The organism is Achromobacter sp. SIMBA_011, from assembly GCF_046535435.1.
Taxonomy (GTDB): Bacteria; Pseudomonadota; Gammaproteobacteria; order Burkholderiales; family Burkholderiaceae_B; genus Achromobacter; species Achromobacter dolens.
Genome location: NZ_JAWRWN010000479.1, coordinates 1 through 271, shown reverse-complemented (window position 1 = coordinate 271; position 271 = coordinate 1). Strand labels below are relative to the sequence as shown.

Genomic DNA, 271 nt, shown 5'->3' with positions numbered 1-271 from the left:
CTAGTTTCGATCCACCAAAAGCTCCGGCTATGCCTCCAGCAACACCACCAACAGCAGCTCCTACAAGTGGTATTGGAATTAGGGCTTGGCCAATTGCAGCTCCGCTAACTCCTCCTGCAAGACCTCCAGAGAAGCCACCTACTTTTTCTCCAACGTTTTCTTTCGTTGTTCCTATTAAATCTGTTGCACTTAATAAGTTCCCCAAGATAGGCACTCTCTTTAATAGCTTGCTACTTCCTCGACCTATATTTTTAAGTGCATCTCCTAACCC

Annotated in this window: 1 pseudogene; it reads right to left on the bottom strand. The window is 45.8% G+C overall.

Annotated elements, in window-relative coordinates:
* Positions 1–271 (bottom strand): annotated as a pseudogene (locus SB816_RS31790) (hypothetical protein); the annotation flags it as partial.